Origin of the sequence: Allocoprobacillus halotolerans (assembly GCF_024399475.1) — a bacterium.
GTDB classification, from domain to species: Bacteria; Bacillota_I; Bacilli_A; order Erysipelotrichales; family Coprobacillaceae; genus Allocoprobacillus; species Allocoprobacillus halotolerans.
Window position 1 is genome coordinate 1,218,168 of record NZ_CP101620.1, and the last position, 14,263, is coordinate 1,232,430.

At 30.4% G+C, this 14,263-nt stretch carries 17 protein-coding genes and 1 pseudogene; 13 read left to right on the plus strand and 5 right to left on the minus strand.

Annotated features, from left to right (window positions below):
- Positions 1-86: 86 nt before the first annotated feature.
- The 4 genes and pseudogenes from NMU03_RS07245 to NMU03_RS07260 all read left to right on the plus strand — a co-directional run.
- On the plus strand, positions 87-1,427 hold the full coding sequence (locus NMU03_RS07245; protein ID WP_290137768.1) for a TnsB C-terminal domain-containing protein: 1,341 nt from the start codon (positions 87-89) through the stop codon (positions 1,425-1,427).
- Positions 1,381-2,187, plus strand: coding sequence for an ExeA family protein (locus tag NMU03_RS07250; RefSeq protein WP_272595460.1), 807 nt, complete (start codon positions 1,381-1,383; stop codon positions 2,185-2,187). Before NMU03_RS07245 ends, NMU03_RS07250 begins: the two co-directional genes overlap by 47 nt.
- 5 nt (positions 2,188-2,192) lie before the next feature.
- Positions 2,193-2,534, plus strand: a complete 342-nt coding sequence (locus tag NMU03_RS07255) for a hypothetical protein (RefSeq protein ID WP_290138108.1) — start codon at positions 2,193-2,195, stop codon at positions 2,532-2,534.
- Between the two features lie 134 nt (positions 2,535-2,668).
- Positions 2,669-2,947: pseudogene (locus NMU03_RS07260) on the plus strand (transposase); the annotation flags it as partial.
- Positions 2,948-3,221: 274 nt separating this feature from the next.
- Here the strand turns inward: NMU03_RS07260 and NMU03_RS07265 are convergent.
- From NMU03_RS07265 to NMU03_RS07275, 3 genes are all read right to left on the minus strand, one after another.
- A complete protein-coding gene (locus tag NMU03_RS07265) occupies positions 3,222-3,596 on the minus strand; it encodes an NYN domain-containing protein (RefSeq protein WP_290141962.1) in 375 nt (124 codons plus the stop codon).
- 83 nt (positions 3,597-3,679) lie between these two features.
- A complete protein-coding gene (locus tag NMU03_RS07270) occupies positions 3,680-3,892 on the minus strand; it encodes a hypothetical protein (RefSeq protein WP_290141963.1) in 213 nt (70 codons plus the stop codon).
- Between the two features lie 543 nt (positions 3,893-4,435).
- Positions 4,436-4,888 (minus strand): hypothetical protein, encoded by a 453-nt coding sequence (locus NMU03_RS07275; protein ID WP_290141965.1) that lies wholly within the window; start codon positions 4,886-4,888, stop codon positions 4,436-4,438.
- A gap of 198 nt (positions 4,889-5,086) precedes the next feature.
- On the opposite strand from NMU03_RS07275, the gene NMU03_RS07280 reads away from it, so the two are divergent.
- The 3 genes from NMU03_RS07280 (at position 5,087) to NMU03_RS07290 (ending at position 8,207) form a co-directional block, all read left to right on the plus strand.
- Positions 5,087-6,286, plus strand: coding sequence for an MFS transporter (locus NMU03_RS07280; protein ID WP_290141966.1), 1,200 nt, complete (start codon positions 5,087-5,089; stop codon positions 6,284-6,286).
- 116 nt (positions 6,287-6,402) lie between these two features.
- Positions 6,403-7,737, plus strand: a complete 1,335-nt coding sequence (locus tag NMU03_RS07285) for an MATE family efflux transporter (protein WP_290141967.1) — start codon at positions 6,403-6,405, stop codon at positions 7,735-7,737.
- A 59-nt stretch (positions 7,738-7,796) separates the two neighbouring features.
- Positions 7,797-8,207: a peptide deformylase gene (locus NMU03_RS07290; protein WP_290141969.1), complete on the plus strand. Its 411-nt coding sequence runs from the start codon at positions 7,797-7,799 to the stop codon at positions 8,205-8,207.
- Between the two features lie 87 nt (positions 8,208-8,294).
- Here NMU03_RS07290 and NMU03_RS07295 read toward each other — a convergent pair whose 3' ends face one another.
- The gene (locus NMU03_RS07295) at positions 8,295-8,963 is read right to left on the minus strand and encodes a MurR/RpiR family transcriptional regulator (RefSeq protein ID WP_290141971.1); all 669 of its coding nucleotides are present in this window, start codon (positions 8,961-8,963) and stop codon (positions 8,295-8,297) included.
- A 65-nt stretch (positions 8,964-9,028) separates the two neighbouring features.
- On the opposite strand from NMU03_RS07295, the gene NMU03_RS07300 reads away from it, so the two are divergent.
- The 4 genes from NMU03_RS07300 to NMU03_RS07315 all read left to right on the plus strand — a co-directional run bounded on the left by NMU03_RS07300 (position 9,029) and on the right by NMU03_RS07315 (position 12,028).
- Positions 9,029-9,628, plus strand: a complete 600-nt coding sequence (locus NMU03_RS07300) for an AAA family ATPase (RefSeq protein ID WP_290141972.1) — start codon at positions 9,029-9,031, stop codon at positions 9,626-9,628.
- Between the two features lie 15 nt (positions 9,629-9,643).
- Complete coding sequence (locus NMU03_RS07305) at positions 9,644-10,930, plus strand: PTS sugar transporter subunit IIC (RefSeq protein WP_290141973.1); 1,287 nt, start codon at positions 9,644-9,646, stop codon at positions 10,928-10,930.
- A gap of 141 nt (positions 10,931-11,071) precedes the next feature.
- Positions 11,072-11,674, plus strand: a complete 603-nt coding sequence (gene rhuM, locus NMU03_RS07310) for a RhuM family protein (protein WP_290141974.1) — start codon at positions 11,072-11,074, stop codon at positions 11,672-11,674.
- 33 nt (positions 11,675-11,707) lie between these two features.
- The gene (locus tag NMU03_RS07315; RefSeq protein WP_290141975.1) at positions 11,708-12,028 is read left to right on the plus strand and encodes a type II toxin-antitoxin system death-on-curing family toxin; all 321 of its coding nucleotides are present in this window, start codon (positions 11,708-11,710) and stop codon (positions 12,026-12,028) included.
- Positions 12,029-12,164: 136 nt separating this feature from the next.
- Here NMU03_RS07315 and NMU03_RS07320 read toward each other — a convergent pair whose 3' ends face one another.
- Positions 12,165-12,476, minus strand: coding sequence for a hypothetical protein (locus NMU03_RS07320; protein ID WP_290141976.1), 312 nt, complete (start codon positions 12,474-12,476; stop codon positions 12,165-12,167).
- 617 nt (positions 12,477-13,093) lie between these two features.
- On the opposite strand from NMU03_RS07320, the gene NMU03_RS07325 reads away from it, so the two are divergent.
- Positions 13,094-13,414 (plus strand): hypothetical protein, encoded by a 321-nt coding sequence (locus NMU03_RS07325; RefSeq protein WP_290141977.1) that lies wholly within the window; start codon positions 13,094-13,096, stop codon positions 13,412-13,414.
- A complete protein-coding gene (locus NMU03_RS07330) occupies positions 13,408-14,037 on the plus strand; it encodes a hypothetical protein (protein WP_290141978.1) in 630 nt (209 codons plus the stop codon). The genes NMU03_RS07325 and NMU03_RS07330 overlap by 7 nt, the downstream gene beginning before the upstream one ends.
- Positions 14,038-14,263: the final 226 nt, after the last annotated feature.

The following is a 14,263-nucleotide window of genomic DNA, read 5'->3' on the forward strand; positions in this document are numbered from 1 at the left end:
GATGATCATTAGAATATAAAAATAAATAAGATGGAAATATCTTTATCATTTTCACTGTTCTATACTTTTTTGGGAGGTAAAAAGTTATGAACAAACAGAATACTGATCGTTACGAGTACAGAAAACTCGTTGCACAGGTCAAATTTTCACTTATTGCACCTGTCGTTTCGGCTACATTTACGGATATATCCGCTGAAGCCTATTTTAGGCGTGTTTCCAAGAATGAGGTCGATTGGCCCGATGGTACCAGAAGAAAGTTTTCTGCTGTAACTTTAAAGAATTGGCTTTATATTTATAGAAATTGTGGATTTGATGAACTGATGCCTAAAGATCGTCTGGATGCCGGAAGAGTCAGGAAGCTGGACAATCGCCATAAAGATTTTATTAGCGATATGATCAAGGAATTCCCTAAAGTGACAGGCGTCATGATCTATGAAAGAATGATTGAAAAGGGGCTCCTCAACGTAGGTGATGTATCGGTAGATACTGTTCAGAGGTACATTAAAAATTCAGGATTGCGTCATGGGTCAAAACCTGTCACAAAAGAAAGACGTACATGGGAATTTGCTCATTCATGTGATGGATATGAAGCGGATACCTGTCATACCTTTTATATTTTTGATGAAGCCGGTGAGTACAGAAAAACTTATCTGATTGCCATCATCGATAATCATTCAAGAATGATAGTTGGTGCTGAATTCTTTTTTAATGATAATGCCGTTAATTTTCAGAAGGTATGGCATGATGCAGTACTAAGATATGGGAGAAGTAAGATGATCATCCTTGACAATGGATCAAGCTACAAAAATAAAAGCACCAAGGAGATAGAAGCAAGGCTGGGCACAAAAATCATCTACAATCCACCTTATTCACCGGAAGGAAAGGCCGTTATTGAAAGGTTCTTTTCTACCATCAAGATGAGATGGATGAATGGGGATCATGGAAGCCATTATCATTCATTGACCGAGCTCAATATGAGATTAAAAAGTTGGATTAACGAATATAACCGTACCCCTCATTCTTCACTGAAGGATGACATTCACGACAATCACACTCCATTGGAAAGATACATGTACGATATGAAGGACGTGGAGGTATGTCAGCTATCCAATAAATCATCCGTTGAATACAGAGCCTGGCTTGACGATGTGTTCATGCATGAAACGACACGTAAGGTAAATGGAGATTCAACCGTATTGATTGAAAATGTTTTATTTGATGTTCCGTCCATTTATATCGGGATGAGGGTAATCATTCGATATGATCCAAGAACTTTTGAAAATACCTATCTGTATGATATATCCGAAAAAAGAAAGTTCCAATCAGTAGGACAGATAAGGTTGAAAACGGAAGGACAAGAAGAGAGGAGATTATTTATTAATGGAAATGACAACGTATTACGGAATGGACAGAAATCCATTTACTAAAGATACAATGATTAAAACATTATATGAATCTAATGATTTTAAACAGATGACGAACCGATTGGAATTTATCATCAAATCAAGAGGAATCGGTGTATTTTTAAGCAATCCTGGGATGGGAAAGACCACATGTCTGAGAAAAACATTGGAATCTCTCAACCCCAATCGATATGTAGTAATCTATATCTGTATGACAACGATTACAGCCATAGATTTTTACAGAATGCTTAATGATGCACTGGGGCTTGAAGAGATGACAAAAAAGTCGAAGATGTTTCAAGCTATCCAGGATGAACTGAGAAGATTGACAGTAGAAAACAAAATGGAAGTCATTATAGCGATAGATGAAGCACAATTTCTCAGAAAAGAAGTGCTTAGAGAATTCATCATGCTTATGAATTTTGATTATGATTCAAAAGATTACTGTACACTGATATTCGTAGGGCAGAATGAATTTATAAGAACACTGCGACTTAAAGTCCTGGAACCATTTAGACAACGTATCAATATGAATTATACGTTTACAGGATTCAATGAAGAAGAAGTAAAAAATTATGTGGAATCACGTTTGGAATCGGTCGGTTGCCGAACAGACCTGTTTACAAAAGAAAGCTATCATACACTTTATACACTGATGAATACCTCCGTCAGGATACTCAATCAGATCATCAGTAAGAGCCTGATATTAGGAATGCATTATAAAAAGGATATCATTGATAGCGAACTGATCATGGAAGCAGGCAAGGAATTAATGATAGGATAGGAAAGATGGATTATATATATAAAGATAGAGAAAATAAAAAACAGGTTGGGGAGATCGACTGCATAGAAATTAGACCATATTATACATTTAACATAAAAACAGAAAAAAGTATATATAGGTGTCAGATGCACGCAATAGCGGGGGAATGGGAATTGTTTATACATTACTACGATAAAATCATAAGAAAAAACCAGGATAGATTTATACCACTGGCATATCCAACAGATATCATGTGGAATACGGAATCTGTGTATGATAATATAGATGATGAATTAGAAAGCAGAAGGATTGCATACGCGATAAAAAGTATATTTGAACAATATAACTATGAGGATGTATCGATATGATATATCCTTTTTTCATTGATCACTTACTATCCATCAGCAGGTAGCAAATAATCTGCGGTTAAAAATAAAAGGACGTGATAAATCAGTATAAATTAATCTGCAGTTAACATTATCGCAGAATTTGTGGTTTAACATACCTAAAAGGAAAATCGGCACTGATGATATTTGATCGACATGCAAATCTGAAATATAAATATGGAAACAGACATTTCTGGGCAGAAGGATATTATGTGAGCACAGTGGGATTGAATGATGCAACGGTCGCAAAATATATAAGGGAACAAGAGCGACATGACATAGCGATGGACAAACTCAGTGTGAAAGAATATCAAAATCCATTTGAAGACAGAGAAATAGAAAAAGAGAAGAAAAAACAGGAGAAAAAGAAAAAGACAGTTAAGAAAGAGAAATAATCCCTTTGAGGGATAGCGAGAGTCAAAAGCGATAGCTTGAACGAAGTGAAAGCAGCGCCTTTAGACGCGAGCAAGTAACAAAGGCTTATAGTCACAGAGAAAACCACGCCTTTTAGGCGTGGTTTTTATTTTAAAATCAAAATGGACACATTTTGTCTTTATGTATTATTCAAAAATAAATAAATCAATATTACTAAATTGCTAACTTAATGATATGGGTTATGTAAAATTATATTACATTTGGAAAAGATGTTGTTTAAAAATAGAAGTCTCTTTATTTTTTGAAGGTAGTATTGCGATATTTACTATCACAAGTATTCAATCCATCAATGTGTTCAAACAAATCAGGTTTAATAGGTGCACCAAGAGGATCAAGAATAAAATCCATTCCTTCACGTCGTGCTAATTTTGCAGCCAAAACAAAATTACTATCACCAGATATAAGAACAATTTGATTGACTTGATGTTTATATGCTAAAGAAGCAATATCTAATCCGATTTTCATATCGACACCCTTTTGGTCAACATTTAAAACACAATCTTTTTCAGTTATATCATCAAATTTTAGTGTTCTATTACATAATTTTCTAAAAGCTCTTTCTGTGAGATTGAAATGAGCTTGAGCTTCGGCTAATTTTCCATATCTCAATGCAAATTTTCTTTTTTAAACAATCAAAAAATCATTAGACCAATTAAATGTATCAGATTTACTTAAATCTATTTGTTGCTTTGTCAATGGATTATATATTTTTTTACTGCTTGGTGGACAGTCATAATAAAAGATACGATATAGTTGATGTCTATATCCTTTTCTTTCACATAGATGCCTTTTACAATATTCTTCAAGTTCATCTGCTCTTTCTTGGGGAGTTTGTATGCACGCCTTCTGTAAAAACCTCCGTCTACTAGAATTGCAGTAATAGTTTTATCTTCACATCTTGACATGATAATATCCTCCTTTACTTTTTTATAAATTAAAAACCTTGGTGTCGCCGAACCCCTTATAACGGGCGGTTACTGCCAAGGCTTTGTTAACTTTAGTGTGACTCCTATCAGGAGATACACATTTCTATTATGCCCTTGTTATTAAAAAGTCAACACTATTTATGAATTGCATTATTAAAACTTGATGATATTTAGATTTTTTATTTCAATATGTTTTTTAGTAAAAGTTTGGTAAGGATTATCTTACTTTTCTTTAAAAAGTATTTATTTTATTCTTGTCTTTTAGGTGACTATTCTATATGGTTTCTTATCTAATTGGTTTATTTCTTTATATGTAATATTATTAGAAGCTAAAATAGGTAAGTAGGTTAATCCTAAGTTTTCTTAATAAATTATTGTTATAAGGTTAGAACTCTATATTACAACATCCCTATAACCTTACCAAAACAATTAACATTCATTTCATCTTCCAATTTAATGTCAGGCTTATCATTAAGAGAAATTAATTTGTTATTTCCTAGTTTTCTAATGTGCGTTTTACCATCAACTATAAAGATACCAATTTCTCAAATTTTTATAAGTTGGTTCCATATAATGACTATCAATAACCAAAACAAAATAAATATCTTTATAAGTAAGAAAAACTTCATCTTGATCAGCTGAATAATCATCACTGATATACATTCCTTTTTTATCATTCCATTCAAAATAGTAAATAGGTTTAAGAACTGTACCATGCTTTGTTGCAAACTTTTGCATACATCTTTCATATTCAGCATTAATGATATAATCAACAACATCTCTACCATGTTCATCTAAAAATCTATACTTAGTCATCAAATCTTCTTTAATAAATGTAATGAGAAATCTATTGTTTAATGCTTTTCCACTATGTTGATAGATTTCATTGAAAAATTCTATGGTACGCATAGTTTTATCAATCTTTTCTTGTTCAAGTTCTACATTTCTTTTTTCTTCTTTTAAATTAAAGTTCATTGTCATTACCTCATTTATCTATTTTCATTATACAATAACATATCAATATATTTCTAATCTAAAGATAAAATTTGTAATAAGTATATCATTTAATAAAATAAGATATTTTTTTCAAGATTTGTTGTTTAACTTGTGAAAACTATCTATTCTATTTTATAATATATTATATGTCAAAAATATTTTAAGGGAGGAAAAAATGTGAATAAAACAAGAATGTTAGATGTAAAATATGCGTTGACACAAGTTCTTTATTTTGCATCATTTAGTGCATTGATGGGGTATGCATCTGTTTACTTATTAGCTCAAAATGTATCTAATTCATTAATTGGAACAACCTTAGCATTAGTCAGTATTATTGCAGTCTTTACTCAACCAATGGTGGCATCAGCAGTTGACAAAAAAGTTATTAAATTACAAACATTAGTTAATATGATTTTAATAGCGACAGTTATTTTATCATTATGTTTGTATTTCTTTAAAATGCCAACAATGATGTTATTATGTGTCTTTGTAGGAATCGTCACATTTATGATGACAATTCAACCATTATTGAATTCAATGGCATTCCTTTTTGAAAAGTATGGTATTCAAATCAATTATGGTCTAGCAAGAGGTTTAGGAAGTGCTGCCTATGCTTTAGCATCAGCTGTATTAGGGTATCTTGTTGAAGATTTTGGTACAGGTGTGATTCCACTATTCTATATTATTGGAAATATCTTGTTGATACTTGTTGTTTATACATATGTTGTACCAAAAACACAACAAAACTTAGTAGAAGTAGAGCAAGAGGTTGAAGAAACAGAACAAAAACAATTATCATTCTTCCAATTTTGTGCTATTTATAAGAAATTTATGATTTTTGTGGTAGGTGTTGTTTTGGTTTTCTTTACGCATACGATTATCAATAATTTCTTTATTCAAGTCATTACACCAATTGGTGGAACAGAAAGCCAAATGGGAATCGCTGTTTTTATTGCTGCAATTGTTGAATTGCCAGCCATGGCTATGTTTAATGTAATGCGTAAAAAGATTGATTGTTCAACTCTTTTAAAACTATCCGTTGTGATGTTCGCCTTAAAGCATTTCATAACTTTTTTAGCAACCAATATTTTTATGATTTATGTAGCACAAGTTTTACAAATTGGGGCTTATGCGATATTTATTCCAGCCAGTGTTTATTATGTTAATGAAGTCATTTCTAAACAAGATCTTGTTAAAGGACAATCAATGGTCACAGTTGGTATTACAGCCAGTGGAATTATTGCGAATTTTGCAGGGGGAATTTTATTAGATGCTGTGGGTGTTTATGATTTATTAATGATTGGTGTGATTGTTTCTGTTGTCGGTGGATTGATTGTTTTCTGGTCTATTGGCAAGAAGAAAACAACAGTTTCATAGTCTATAGGGGTATAGAGAAATCTATACCTTTTTTATGCTTGTAAAGCATTATAATAGATGACTTATAAGTATTAGACATCATATGTTGTTGATTATATAATAATGGCAGGAAAGGAATGAGGGAAATGTTTTCAAATAAAGATTTAAAGACTATGATTGTTCCATTATTCTTTGAACAATTATTGGTTATGTTAGTAGGTATTGCTGATACATTTATCGTCAGCTTTGTTGGTGAAACAGCTGTTTCTGGTGTGTCATTAGTCAATATGTTTAATACTATTTTTATTTATCTCTTTACTGCTCTAGCATCAGGAGGAGCAGTGGTTATTAGTCAGTATATCGGCAGTGAGAATCAAAAAAGAACAGTTCGTTCATCAAGTCAGTTATTAATGTTTTCAACTGTTTTCTCATTTGTTTTAGGTATCCTTGTTTTGATTTTTAATCAACCACTCTTATCACTTTTATTTGGACGTGTAGAAAATTCAGTGATGGAAGCCTGTGTGACTTATTTAAGAATATCAGCTTATTCCTATCCAGCATTAGCGATTTATAATGCAGGAGCAGCTTTATATCGTAGTATTGGAAAAACCAGTACAACAATGTATATTTCATTAATTTCTAATGTGATTAATGTTGTAGGTAATATTTTAGGTGTCTTTGTTTTTGATGCTGGTGTAGCAGGTGTTGCTTATCCATCATTAATTGCTAGAGTCTTTTCAGCTATTGTGATAACAGTTTTATGTTTCCAAAAGAAACAATTTGTTCACTATGAACAAAAAGATATTTTATGTTGGGACTTTCCAATGTTAAAAAGAATTTTAAATATTGCTGTACCAAATGGATTAGAGAATGGTATTTTCCAGTTAGTTAAAGTTGCATTAAGTAGTGTGGTGGCATTGTTTGGAACTTATCAGATTGCAGCTAATGGGATTGCTCAAAGTATTTGGTCATTAGCGGCTTTAATTGGTTCAGCCATGGGACCAGTCTTTATTACTGTTATTGGACAATGTATGGGAGCCAATAAAGTTGATGAAGCTACATACTATTTTAAAAAACTCATGAAATTAACAGTGGTTTTATCCATTGCATGGAATGTTCTTATCTTTAGCTTTACGTCCATCTTTATGAAATTCTACAATGTTTCTCAAGAAACAAAACAACTTGTTATTATTCTTGTTTTCATTCATAATATTTTTAATACTGTTGCTTTTCCATTTTCTGGACCATTATCTAATGGTTTAAGAGCAGCTGGAGATGTCAAATATACAATGATTGTTTCAATTGCATCAACAGTATTAGGAAGATTAATTTTCTCATTTATCTTTGCTTTAGGATTCAATATGGGTGTCATTGGTATTGCATTTGCTATGTGTTTAGATTGGACAATAAGAGCAATTATTTTCTATGTTCGTTTCCGTTCAAACAAATGGACACAATTTAAAGTTATTTAAATCTTCTTGTGATAAGAAGATTTTTCTTATACAATAAAGCATAAGAAAAGAGGGATAATATGATTCGAGATATTATAAAAGATCAATTCTTTTTACAACAAAAATCAAAAGATGCAACCAAAGAAGATGCAGCGATTATTCAAGATTTATTAGATACGATAAAAGTTCATGAAACTTGTGTTGGTATGGCAGCTAATATGATTGGTCACTTAAAAAATATTATTGTTGTTAAGGATGGAAAAGATTATTTGGTACTTATCAATCCAATCATTATAAAAACAAGTGGTAAAAAATATACTTGTCAAGAAGGGTGTTTATGTCATCAAGGATTAAAAGAAACAAAACGTTATGAAAAAATAAAGGTTGAATATTTAGATCAGCATTTTCGTCGTAAAATGAAAACTTTTGATCAACAGATTGCTCAAATTATTCAACATGAAATAGATCATTGTCATGGTATATTAATTTAAAAAACATGTTATAACTTTAATAACATGTTTTTTATTTGAATGATTCAATATAATTTCATTGTCAATATTTGTATAATATTGCTGGCTTTAAAATAATAATGTTTCAAAAGCTATCATAGTTTCACCAAAGAAAGTATTTGGATGATTTAAATCATGAGAAAATGAATCATAATGTCCAATAATAATCGGTAATGAAGAATGATGTATAATAGGGGAATTTGGATTACCGATAAAACTAATAATAGGAACATGATTATGATAAGCCATATCAATAATTTCGTTTAAGCGTGGTGTTTTGCCTGAATAGGAAATCACAATAAAAATTGTATTATCAAAAAAATGAGGACTAAACATTTCCATATGAACAACACACATAGCTTGATAACCTAAAAGGGTTAAACGTTGTTGCATATATTCAGCAACCGGTGCAGAAAAACCTAAGCCAAAGACAACAATACGTTTAGAATGGTCTTGTAAAAAGATTTGAAATTGTTCATAAAAAGAACGATATTGCTGATGAAAGTCGATAGTTTGATTATCCTTGGTAGATGTCAGGTGATAAATCATATCACTATAACCATCAAAACCAAACTTATTACATAATTTATAGATGGTTGAAGTGCTTGTATAATTGTCTTTTGCCATTTGACGTATACCAATTGACTTGAGATCAGTTAAATGTTCTTGGATGTAATGAACAATTTGTTTTTCTAAATCATTGAGTTCAAATTTTTCTGATAAATGTTCAATATTCATAAAAACACCTCCAAAACAATTATGTCATATTCATAGGAAAGGAGCAAGAATTTCATGGCTAAAAAATGTATGACCCTTGGTCAAAAATTACAACAAGAAATGGTTATGCTGGTGATGAAGTGATTTCTGCTTTACAGAAATCTATTCGTAGAGGTTTAGAGGAACAAGCATGTATGTTTGCTTATGAATTATATATCTCATCACCACAATTAGAAGAAAAATTATGGCGCAGATTACTTACAATTTCAGTAGAGGATATTGGAATGGGTAATCCAATGGCAGCAATCGTTGTCAATAATTTATATCAAATGAGTAGAGAATTTGATTATGCTGATGGGGATAGACCTATTTACTTTATTCATGCGATTAGATATATGTGTCAATCTGAAAAAGATCGTTCAAGCGATTTATTAAAAAATATTTGTATAAAATCTTTCGCAATGGGGAAATTACCAGAAATCCCAGATTATGCATTAGATAAACATACACAACGTGGACAAGCAATGGGGAGAGATTCATTCCATTTCTTAAATGAAGCAAGTAAAGTTTATCCACAAAAAGAAATTGATAATGATTATAAAGAAAGATATGCAAAAATTTTAGAAGAATACAATCCAGATGATGTTGTTGATACAGCATTCCAATTTAATGGATGGCAATTTTAATAGGGGAGAAAAATCATGATTAGTCGTTTAGAAGAGTTTTTATCACCATTTGCAAATAAGCTAGGAAATCAAAGACATTTACAAGCTATTTCTAATGGGATGATGATGTCACTTGCATTAATTGTTGTGGGTTCAATCTTTTTGATTATTGCAAATCCACCAATTAATTTAGATATTGTTGATTTAAATACAGGAAATATCTTTTTAAAAGCAATGATTGCATGGAAACAATGGGCAGTTGCGAACTATAATACCATTACAATTCCTTATACAATGACAATGGGATTGATTGGTTTAGTCACATCATTTGGTGTTGCTTATTGTTTAGCTGAAAGCTATAAAATGAAGGCTGCGATTAATGGTATTATTTCAATGTGTGTGTTCTTGATGATTAGTGCACCAGTTGCAGATGGACAATTATCAATGGCATACTTAGGAGCTGATGGTTTATTCGTGGCTTTAATTGTTGGTTTAATTTCAGTAGAAATCTGTCGCTTAGTAGGAAATAAAGTTGTCTTTACATTCCCAAGCAGTGTTCCAACAGCAGTCACAAACTTTGTCAATTCATTGATGCCGCTAGCAGTCAATATTATTGTGATTTATGGATTAAACCTTATTTTAATGACAATGAGTGGTCAATCATTACCACAATTTGTGATGAGTATTTTAACACCAGCTATTTCAGGTGTAGATAATGTATGGGCATATATGGGAATCTTTGCTTTTTCAAATATCTTATGGTTATTTGGAATCAATGGTTCATCTATTATCTTCCCAATTGTCTTTACATTAGGAATTACAAATTCAGGATTAAACGCTGAATTAATTAATGCAGGACAAAGTGCTGATCATATTATGAACTTACAAATGTATCGTTATGCAGTTCTTGGTGGTGGAGGTAACACATTAGGGCTTGTCTTATTAATGTGTTTCTCACAAGTGAAACATTTAAAAACAATTGGACGTTTAAGTGTTGTGCCAGGTATCTGTGGTATTAATGAACCAGTTATCTTTGGTGGACCAATTGTCTTAAATCCAATTCTTGCAATTCCATTTGTTTTAATGCCTTGTATTTCAATTGGGCTTGGGTATTTAGTTCAAAGTATTGGTTTGGTTAATTTAGGATATATTGTTGATCCATCATTTACACCATTCTTTGCACAAGGTTTCTTATCAGCATTAGATTTTAGAAACGTTATCTTTATGTGTGTATTAATTGGTATAAGTATGGTTGTTTATTATCCATTCTTTAAAGTTTATGAAAAATCAATCGCAAAACAAGAAGGTGTTGAAGGGAAATAATCTTAGGGTTATTTTTCTTTTTTTGTTAAATATTTTAACAAACTTGTTTTATAAATATATGGTTAGTATTGCATGAAATAAAAAAGAGAGCATGATATAATAGCTACACAAACAATATTCTAAAGAAGGAAGGAAAATACAATGATTGATACATTAGAAAAAAATGAAGTTGTTCAATTTAAAGATGGCGATTTTGTATTGGATGTTACTATTTCTCCTGATGGTGAAACGGTTTGGTTAAATCAAAAGCAAATAGCTCGTTTATTTGGTATTGATAGAACGGTTGTAGCTAGACATATTAGAAATATTTTTAAATCAGGAGAACTTGATGAAAATAGCATGTGTGCAAATTTTGCACATATGGGTCAATTAGGTGTTCAAGAATACAATGTCAAATATTATAATTTAGATGTTGTTTTAGCAGTTGGGTATAGAACAAATTCTTCCAAAGGTATTCTTTTTAGAAAATGGGCTAATAATATATTAAAGCAGTATTTATTAAAAGGATATGTTGTAAATGATAGACACTTTAAAGAAATTGAATATGTTACAAAAATGTTGGAACAATACAAAAAAGCAGGAGGTCAGTTACCAACAAGTGATGAGATGTTAGAATTTTTAAAATCTTATCAAAGAGGATTTAAAATACTTGATGATTATGATCATCATACTCTTGAAATTCCAGAAGGTCAAAAAGATGTTTATGTGATTAAATATGAGGAATGTATAAATTTAATTCATTAAACAGTGTTTGCTGATAAAACGGATTTATTTGCTGTGGAAAGAGATGACTCGTTTAAAAGTAGTATATCAGCCATCTATCAAAGTTTTGCTGGTGTAGAACTTTATCCAACATTAGAAGATAAAGCAACAGCATTGTTATATTTTATTGTGAAGAATCATAGTTTTATTGATGGAAATAAAAGAATAGGTGCGACAATATTCTTATATTTTTTAGAAAAGAATAACTCATTATATAAAAATGGCAAAGAAAGAATTAATAATGATGCTTTAGCAACTTTAACCATTTTAATAGCAACTTCAAAACCAGAAGATAAAGATATTATGATGCAGCTTATTAAAACAATTATAAAATAATGATAATGTTACAAAAGTGTAGTATGAAGTGTTAAAGAGTAAATACAAAAATAGGGTATATCAGTACCCTCAATCTTTGTTCAAACTGAAAATATTGGTAGGAACAACAGAAATAAAGAAATGAAGTCCAATCATATTATCTTATATTTTTAAATGTTTGATTTTGTAATGTCTTGATAATTTGAAAAACTTGCGTCACTGATTCTTTTTTATCAGATAAAATCCAACAATAACAGATTTGAAAATAAGGAATTGTATAATAAATCATAAAATATTCTTTATATCGTTGAATAAAAGTATTATTGGCTTTTTCTAGTAAACAGTTAGTATTATATTGTGAAATATAAGGTAATAAGTCCCATTTGTTTAATGCTAATAAAAGTTCAGTATTATCATCAAAGAAATGAATGAAATCATAGATAGCTTCATCACTTGTATAATAATTCATATCTTTATATTTATCTTGAAAGATTTTTTGATGAGCTTGTCGATAGGCTTCTTTTAGAACATCTTCAATAGATGTATAGTTATTATAAGAGGCATTTCTAGAAACTTTAACTTTTGTAACTAAAGAAGTAATTGTAATTTGATCAATGGATGTTTTTTGCAGTAAGTCAATTAAAGCTTGTGTTATTTGTGTTTTAGAATAGTTTGCTTAGTTCATATTATCACCATCTGCATTATAACAAATACCAACAAAAATGATAAATTTGTTCTTATTTTGTGGAAAAAATTGATTAATTTATAAGAAAGATTTATAGTCATTGTAAGAAGGAAATTGGATATAAAAGATTATAATATTATTATCGCAAATGGTATTACTTTTATCTTTGCATCTATCATTTTAACATACAAAATATCTCTCAACTTTGCTTTAAGGTTATGATAAAATAAACAACATGGAGGGATTTCACAAGGGGATTTTTTAAAACGAGAAAGAATAACAAGGAATCTAAAAGAATACGAGATTTACCAGGAGAAAGGCTATATTATCGCTCATTACAACATGGAGATGATGAATTAAGTTTATTACAAGAAGCAGTTGCTTTAGGAAATAGTCATGCTATGAGTGGACTTGTACGTTATTATTTTGAACATTATCCTGATGATGAAGAAAAACGTTGTCAAGTTGTTGAACTTAATGAAAAAGCTGAAGCAACTGGATCAAAAATTGACTCTTTTCAATTTGCAATTGCATACCAACGTATCAATGAATATGAAAAGAGTGTTGAAAGATTAAAAATGAGTATTGAAGAAGATCATAATGAAAAAGCATATTACTATTATGCACGCGCTCTTGAACTGGGTAGAGGGGTAGATAAAGATATAAAAAAGGCTATGAAACTTTTGATAATCAAGAATGTGGTTACTATTATGCATTGTTAAATGATGAAGGGCGTGGTATTGAAAAAGATACTTATAAAGCCATACAAATATTAAAAAATATTTATTCTTCTGGCTATACGCAGGCAAAAAGCTCTTTAGATTCTATATCTCAAAAATGGGAAGAAGAATATCTTAAGGATCATCAAAATACTTCATCTTACATTTATGATGATCCTAATAAAGCTATTTCTCTTTTTCACGATATAAGGGAAAAATATCATTGTTCTATCTTGGATGAACTTGATCAATGTAAGGAGCGACTCATAGAGATGTCCGATATTCTTATGGATAAGGCGATTAAAAAAGATGACTTTAATAAAATCAAAGAACTTGCACACATAGGAAGTTCAAAAGTTTCTTCTTACTGCCTTGAAAAGTTATATACTCACTGTTGTTTAGAAACATATACTTGTAAAGATGAATATCTCTATGATGAAATCACTTATGATGACGGAATCTCTTATTACGAAAATTGTAAGGACACATCCTATGAATTTTCTAAAGATAAATGGAATGAACTTCTTAATATCTATGATGCAAAAGCCAAGCAATTGTCTAAAGTAGCTTTGATGCTTATGAAATCTGTTTATCGATATAAACATTTATTATGTATGACGACATAATGCCAGTTATTATTAGAAAAAAGGATTATGAGGACTGTCTAGATGTCTGTTCGGATATACTTTTTCATCCTGAAATTATAAATAATGATAATTTTCTTATTTTTAAGTATATATCTGAAGTAAGGTGCGATTGTAAGAAAGCTCTTGGAAAAAATAATAAAATCAGCATTATAATTAAGAATTTGAAAATGCTCATTTCTCTGATTTGAATGAAAAAGTTTATATA

Excerpts from the sequence above, each read along its gene's own strand:
- NMU03_RS07295 (WP_290141971.1), bottom strand. The coding sequence starts at position 8,963 with ATGAATATTGAACATTTATCAGAAAAATTTGAACTCAATGATTTAGAA.
- NMU03_RS07255 (WP_290138108.1), top strand. The coding sequence starts at position 2,193 with ATGGATTATATATATAAAGATAGAGAAAATAAAAAACAGGTTGGGGAG.
- rhuM (WP_290141974.1), top strand. The coding sequence starts at position 11,072 with ATGATTGATACATTAGAAAAAAATGAAGTTGTTCAATTTAAAGATGGC.
- NMU03_RS07300 (WP_290141972.1), top strand. The coding sequence starts at position 9,029 with ATGTATGACCCTTGGTCAAAAATTACAACAAGAAATGGTTATGCTGGT.
- NMU03_RS07245 (WP_290137768.1), top strand. The coding sequence starts at position 87 with ATGAACAAACAGAATACTGATCGTTACGAGTACAGAAAACTCGTTGCA.
- NMU03_RS07325 (WP_290141977.1), top strand. The coding sequence starts at position 13,094 with ATGAGTGGACTTGTACGTTATTATTTTGAACATTATCCTGATGATGAA.
- NMU03_RS07290 (WP_290141969.1), top strand. The coding sequence starts at position 7,797 with ATGATTCGAGATATTATAAAAGATCAATTCTTTTTACAACAAAAATCA.
- NMU03_RS07270 (WP_290141963.1), bottom strand. The coding sequence starts at position 3,892 with ATGTCAAGATGTGAAGATAAAACTATTACTGCAATTCTAGTAGACGGA.
- NMU03_RS07250 (WP_272595460.1), top strand. The coding sequence starts at position 1,381 with ATGGAAATGACAACGTATTACGGAATGGACAGAAATCCATTTACTAAA.
- NMU03_RS07320 (WP_290141976.1), bottom strand. The coding sequence starts at position 12,476 with ATGAATTATTATACAAGTGATGAAGCTATCTATGATTTCATTCATTTC.
- NMU03_RS07285 (WP_290141967.1), top strand. The coding sequence starts at position 6,403 with ATGAGGGAAATGTTTTCAAATAAAGATTTAAAGACTATGATTGTTCCA.
- NMU03_RS07275 (WP_290141965.1), bottom strand. The coding sequence starts at position 4,888 with ATGAACTTTAATTTAAAAGAAGAAAAAAGAAATGTAGAACTTGAACAA.
- NMU03_RS07305 (WP_290141973.1), top strand. The coding sequence starts at position 9,644 with ATGATTAGTCGTTTAGAAGAGTTTTTATCACCATTTGCAAATAAGCTA.